General features: G+C 60.7%; 6 protein-coding genes, 1 tRNA gene and 1 pseudogene. 3 read left to right on the top strand and 5 right to left on the bottom strand.

Annotated features, from left to right (window positions below):
* From AC1XOS_RS19485 to AC1XOS_RS19475, 3 genes are all read right to left on the bottom strand, one after another.
* A partial coding sequence (locus tag AC1XOS_RS19485) for an AfsR/SARP family transcriptional regulator (RefSeq protein ID WP_481963881.1) occupies positions 1-1277 on the bottom strand: 1277 nt, incomplete at its 3' end.
* A gap of 3 nt (positions 1278-1280) precedes the next feature.
* A complete protein-coding gene (locus tag AC1XOS_RS19480; RefSeq protein ID WP_481963880.1) occupies positions 1281-1871 on the bottom strand; it encodes a YcxB family protein in 591 nt (196 codons plus the stop codon).
* A complete protein-coding gene (locus tag AC1XOS_RS19475) occupies positions 1868-2128 on the bottom strand; it encodes a hypothetical protein (RefSeq protein ID WP_481963879.1) in 261 nt (86 codons plus the stop codon). Before AC1XOS_RS19475 ends, AC1XOS_RS19480 begins: the two co-directional genes overlap by 4 nt.
* Before the next feature lie 103 nt (positions 2129-2231).
* On the opposite strand from AC1XOS_RS19475, the gene AC1XOS_RS19470 reads away from it, so the two are divergent.
* From AC1XOS_RS19470 to AC1XOS_RS19460, 3 genes are all read left to right on the top strand, one after another.
* On the top strand, positions 2232-3221 hold the full coding sequence (locus AC1XOS_RS19470; protein ID WP_481963878.1) for an SGNH/GDSL hydrolase family protein: 990 nt from the start codon (positions 2232-2234) through the stop codon (positions 3219-3221).
* Between the two features lie 5 nt (positions 3222-3226).
* The gene (locus AC1XOS_RS19465; RefSeq protein ID WP_481963877.1) at positions 3227-3679 is read left to right on the top strand and encodes a VOC family protein; all 453 of its coding nucleotides are present in this window, start codon (positions 3227-3229) and stop codon (positions 3677-3679) included.
* Between the two features lie 33 nt (positions 3680-3712).
* Positions 3713-3786 (top strand) — tRNA-His (locus AC1XOS_RS19460).
* A gap of 99 nt (positions 3787-3885) precedes the next feature.
* On the opposite strand, the gene AC1XOS_RS19455 is transcribed toward AC1XOS_RS19460, so the two are convergent.
* Positions 3886-4227 (bottom strand): hypothetical protein, encoded by a 342-nt coding sequence (locus tag AC1XOS_RS19455; protein WP_481963876.1) that lies wholly within the window; start codon positions 4225-4227, stop codon positions 3886-3888.
* A 6-nt stretch (positions 4228-4233) separates the two neighbouring features.
* Positions 4234-5174: pseudogene (locus tag AC1XOS_RS19450) on the bottom strand (hypothetical protein); the annotation flags it as partial.

Here is a 5174-nt window from a genome sequence, read left to right as displayed (position 1 = left end):
TCTGCCGCCTCCAGAGTCCACCCGCCCTGAAACACCGTCAAGTCTCGGAGAAGCTGCTGCTGGGACGCCGTGAGCGCCCCATAGCTCCCTTGAAAGGCGGCCTCCACACTGCGGTGCCGCTTGGGGAGGGTGCTGTCTTTGCCAGAGAGCAGGCGCGTGTCGTGCTGCTCTAGGCGTGCCAGCATCTGTGGGGCGGTCAGGGCTCCCACCCAAGCGGCGCAGAGTTCAATGGCAAGTGGAATACCTTCCAGAAGTTCACAGAGGCGCGCGACTTCGTCGGAGTTGGCAAAATCCGGTGCCCACCGTCGCGCACGATCTAAGAAAAGTGGCACTGCCTCATGCATGATTGGTAGGGTAGGCAGGGCAAACCGATACTCCCCGCCCCCGCCCAGCACCTGCCGCGAGGTGACGAGCAAACGCAGCTGTGGGAGACGCTCTAGCAAGCGCTGACAGAGAGAGGCCAGCTCCGTGCGCTCAAGATGCTCCGCATTATCCAAGACCAGAAGCGTGGGGCGATCTGCAAGAAAACCAACCAGTGTCTCGAACAGATCCTGGCTTGCGCTCAGAGGTAGCCGCACGACCTCAGCGATAACAGCCAGAAGCTGACTTGGGCTCTGAAGCTCGATAAGCGAGACAAAATAGAGATCATGAAGCGATTGTTGCTGAGCGGCTTGAATCGCCAGCCGCGTCTTGCCCATCCCTCCCGGCCCGACAAGAGTGATCCAGCGCTCCGTCTGGAGAAGCGCTGCGAATTGGGAGAGCTGGGCATCGCGCCCAACAAACCGTGTGAGGAGGCTAGGAAGCACCACCTGCCGCTCACGCCAGGGAGCATCCTCAGGGCAGGCAGACTCTCGGAGCGCATTGAGCTGCTCCCGCTCGGCCACGATCCCGTCTTCGTAGTAGCCGGGCAGAAGCTCGCCACGCCAGAGGGTCTCTGCCTCCCGGTAGCGTCCCTGCTGGAACAGTGCCTCCCACTGCGCCACATCGGTCTCGACCATGCCCGGGCAGAGGCGAATTCCAAAGTGCGTCGTCTCAAAGATCGGGCCAAGCTGCTTGCGAAGCACCGAGAGGGCTTGCTTGAGGCTATTGCGGCTGCTCTCAAACGGGGCGTCGGGCCAGAGCTGGGCGGCGAGCTCCTCACGGGGCTGGACGCGTTCAGGGCGTAGCGCAAGCAAGACCAACAGTGCGGTTGTCTTTCGTGCCGGGAACTGGGTGATAAGACCACTCTCACCTCTCACCCGAAGCCCCCCTAGTAGCTCCACGCGCCATACTGCCATGGCCTACCCCACCTGATCCTTGCTCTGATACCACGCCTGGGTTTGCTTAAGCGGCTCAGCGCCTGATTGTGCCTGCCCCTGACGGAAGCGCTCGACGGCGGCGAGAAACTCTGCCTGATGTTGCGGCGTGGTAAAGACACGCTTTGGCAAGAGAACGTAGTCGCGCTCGGATCTCTGAAAAAGTAGAAAACTGGGTGTCTCCAGCAGTTTTTCCAAAGCCGACCAGAAAACGGTCTGACTCCCGGTTTCCGAAACCACGACCAGCCCCTCGGGAGTGAGCGTCATGCGGCGCTCCCCCACAATCCCCTTTCCCTTGCTGTCTTTGACAAGGCGGCGGATCGTCATGCGGATATCGTTTCGGCGCAGGGCGGAGTCGAGGAAGACGCCAAGAAGAAGCACGCAGCCAATCACATAGAGCGGGAGCCAGAGAAGCGGCAGCGAGGAGAGAGCCCAAGTCATGGCTCCAACAACGCCACCGACCACCATTCGAAAGCGCCGCAGACGTTGCCAGAGCTGTTTTCCCTCGAGTGTGACCGCGAGCTCTTGATTGGCAAGGACAATATCTGCCTCACTGGCATCGTACTGGAGGGTCACTTGGTCGCTCCTGAGGGCTCGAAGCGAATCTCGATTTCAGGGGTGGGCGAGGGCGACGGGTGGGCGTAGCGCTGGTCCATGAGAGAGAGAAACTGCCCAATGGAGCGAATTCCGTGCCAGCCCATGGCGGAGATCAGGAGAATCAAGAGCACGAAAAGACGCAGGCTGATGTCTTTACGTGCCTTAGGGGCTTCCCGGTAGCGCGCGGCAAAGCGGATCTTCGTGGGTATGGGCGGCAGCTCAGGCTCTTGTTCCATCCTCTCCACTATACAGGATTTTGCCGACGATATGCCTAAGAGGACAATGAGAACGCAGCGACGGAGACGACTTCTGGGGCTGGTGTTTTGGGAGGTGGGGTGTATGGAGCAACAAGGTTTAGAGTGGCGGAGTGTCCGCAGCGAAGAGATTGAGGGCAAGGGCTGGGCAAATACCGATGCGCCTTTTGATCGTCTGCCCACAAAAGCGCAAGCCACCGTGCCACCGTCGGTTTGGAGCCTCTCGCACCACAGCGCCGGCATGTGCTTTCGCTTTGTGACGGCGAGCCCCCAGATTGGAATCCGCTGGTCGGTAGGCGGCGAGCTAGCCATGCCCCACATGCCCGCCTCAGGCGTCTCCGGCGTGGATCTCTACGGGCGCGATAGCCAGGGTACGATGCGTTTTCTAGCTGTGGGACAGCCGCGCCAGCAAGTGGGCAATCAGATTGTTGTCGCAGGGGCCAGCGGCGCTCCCCGTGAGTTCTGTGTCTACTTCCCGCTCTACAATAGCACCACGCGCCTTGAAATTGGCACCGTCCCTGGTCAGGCGCTTCTGCCACCGCCGCCGCGCAAGCACAAGCCGATTGTCTTCTACGGAACTTCCATCACCCAAGGCGGGTGCGCCTCACGGCCTGGCATGGCCTTTACCGCGATCGCGGCACGCACACTAGACCGGGCGCATCTCAACCTGGGATTCTCCGGCAATGGCAAGATGGAGCTGGCGCTGGCGGAGCTACTGGCAGAGCTAGACGCCTCGGTCTACGTGCTCGACTGCCTACGCAACATGAGCGACGAGCAGGTTCGGGAGCGCCTAGAGCCCTTTGTGCGCCAGCTTCGGGCAAAGCGCCCTACCACCCCAATCCTCTGCGCCGGGGATGCGTTTCTCGACAACCCCAAGGAGCCGTCCCGTAGCAAGCTCACCCGTGAAGCCATCGAGAAGCTCACACGCGAAGGACTTCCCCACCTGCACTATCTCCCGATGCGCGGTGCCTGGGGCGACGATGGCGAAGGCACGGTTGATGGTGTTCATCCCACCGATCTGGGAATGTCACGCCAGGCCCAGGTATTTGTGAAGGCCCTACGAAAGCTCGCCTGATACCGATGACGATCAACCACCTTAACATTGTCGTCGCTGACATGCAGCGCACCTTGGATTTCTATATCGGCCTTCTCGGGATGCGCCAGACCTTTGATGTTATGCTTCAGGGAGAGTGGATTGAGGAGGTGACAGGCTGCAAAAACGCGCAGGCACACTGCGTCTTTGTGATGCCCGACGGTGGCGGATGCCGGATTGAAATCTTGCAGTACATCAACCCTGAGGGCACAGCACTGATGCCCAATGCCCTACCACACACGCAAGGCTTGCGACACTTTGCCTTGGAAGTGACGGATCTGGACAGCTGGCACCAAAAGCTCAGCGCGGCGAGCGTAAGCTTTGTCTCGCCACCTGTCACCGTTCCGTTTCGGATTGTCGAGGGAGTCCAGAAGCGCCTCTGCTACTGCCACGATCCCGACGGCGTTATCGTCGAGCTTTGTGAGCACTTGCGAAGCTGACAGAGCCGCGATACAATTCTGCCTGCATTCGTGGCGGGTGTAGCTCATTTGGTTAGAGCGCCAGGTTGTGGCTCTGGAGGTAGCCGGTTCAATCCCGGTCATCCGCCCTTTCGGGTATTATTTTTCGCTTTCGATGCGCCTACTGCTTGCGTGATGGATCATCACCGGCCCCAGCCCATTGCAATATGCCGCCGGCCAGCATTTCCTTAGTCCTTTCCAACCCGATGGCGACCACGAGCTGCACTGAGCGGTGTGCCGCCAAGAATACCGTAGAGTAGGAGCTTCTCTGAGGTGGTGTAAGTGGTGTCTTGGTAGAACAGAGCGCTGTCTCCATAGTCCAGTGGCTCCAGTCGCCAGATGCCCGCGTTGAACCTGCCAAAGAGCGGGGCGGTCTGCATGCCCAGCTCACGCATGGTGGAGAGCTGGGAGCCACAGAGCACGAGGAGGAGGGGAAGCCGTAGCCCTTCACGATCCCACCAGGACTGGAGAGTGCTGGGTAGCTCGGGAGATTGTTGGATCAGGTGTGTTTTCCCCACATGTTCCCTCATCCCTCTCTACCGTCGCCGAAGAAATGTAGGGACATCGAGCTTATCGTCTTCTGTGCCCGTGTAGCTGCTCTCGGAAGGTGCCGCCAGACGTGTCTGCATCTTACGCGATTTATAGAGTGCCTCCTTCGAGGCCAGCGCCACATCCTGCTCCAGAAGCCGCTCCATCTGCACCACGCTGTCCGCGATCCACCCATGCTCCGCACCCAGCTCCCGTAGCTCCGCTAGCGCACGCTCCGCACCCGCACGGTCGCCACGGCCCAAACGACGGCGCAACGAGAGCAGGAGACGAGCACTCAAAGACTCCGCTCGACGGCTGACGAGCAACTCCTCTTCGGGCAGCGCAGACCAGGTGCTAGCCTCCAGTGCGGGGAGCTCCAGCAGACTCGGCGCAATCGTAAAGCTCGCCCCGTCCATGTTCTTGCCCGAGACGCTCACTGAGAGTAGGGCGTGGCTCCCCTCCTCCTTTGCCCCATGGTGTAGGCGCACCAGAAGCCATGTCTCCGCGCCGTAGGCCAGGTCGGAGAGGGGTATTGGGGCATCCGCTCGGATCTCCTCTTGGGAGAGCACCTCAACGATCACGCCCGCACCGGGGACGAGAGTTGCGGAGAGCTGGCGGCTATGCAGCGCCTCCACGAGATCCAGCTCTTCCGCGAAACCCTTGTAGAGGTCTTCGGCACTCTGGCTGAAGTAGTTCTCCCCTTGCCCCGCCTTGGCCATGCCCACCATCAGCTCCTCATTAAAGCTGCGTCCCAGCCCGATGGTCGTCGTGCTGATCCCCGCTCCCGCCATCTCCTTGCACTGAGCACAGATCGTGGCAGTATCCATAATTCCCCCATTGGCCTGGCCATCGGAGAGGAGCACCACACGAGAAAGGGTTCCCTCACGCTCAGACTGTGTCGCCAGCTCCTGCGCACCCTGGAGCCAGCCCCCGTGCAGCGCCGTATTGC

The organism is Armatimonas sp. (assembly GCF_964826245.1).
This window is presented reverse-complemented; position numbering and strand designations above follow the sequence as displayed.

Excerpts from the sequence above, each read along its gene's own strand:
- AC1XOS_RS19475 (WP_481963879.1), bottom strand. The coding sequence starts at position 2,128 with ATGGAACAAGAGCCTGAGCTGCCGCCCATACCCACGAAGATCCGCTTT.
- AC1XOS_RS19470 (WP_481963878.1), top strand. The coding sequence starts at position 2,232 with ATGGAGCAACAAGGTTTAGAGTGGCGGAGTGTCCGCAGCGAAGAGATT.
- AC1XOS_RS19465 (WP_481963877.1), top strand. The coding sequence starts at position 3,227 with ATGACGATCAACCACCTTAACATTGTCGTCGCTGACATGCAGCGCACC.
- AC1XOS_RS19455 (WP_481963876.1), bottom strand. The coding sequence starts at position 4,227 with ATGAGGGAACATGTGGGGAAAACACACCTGATCCAACAATCTCCCGAG.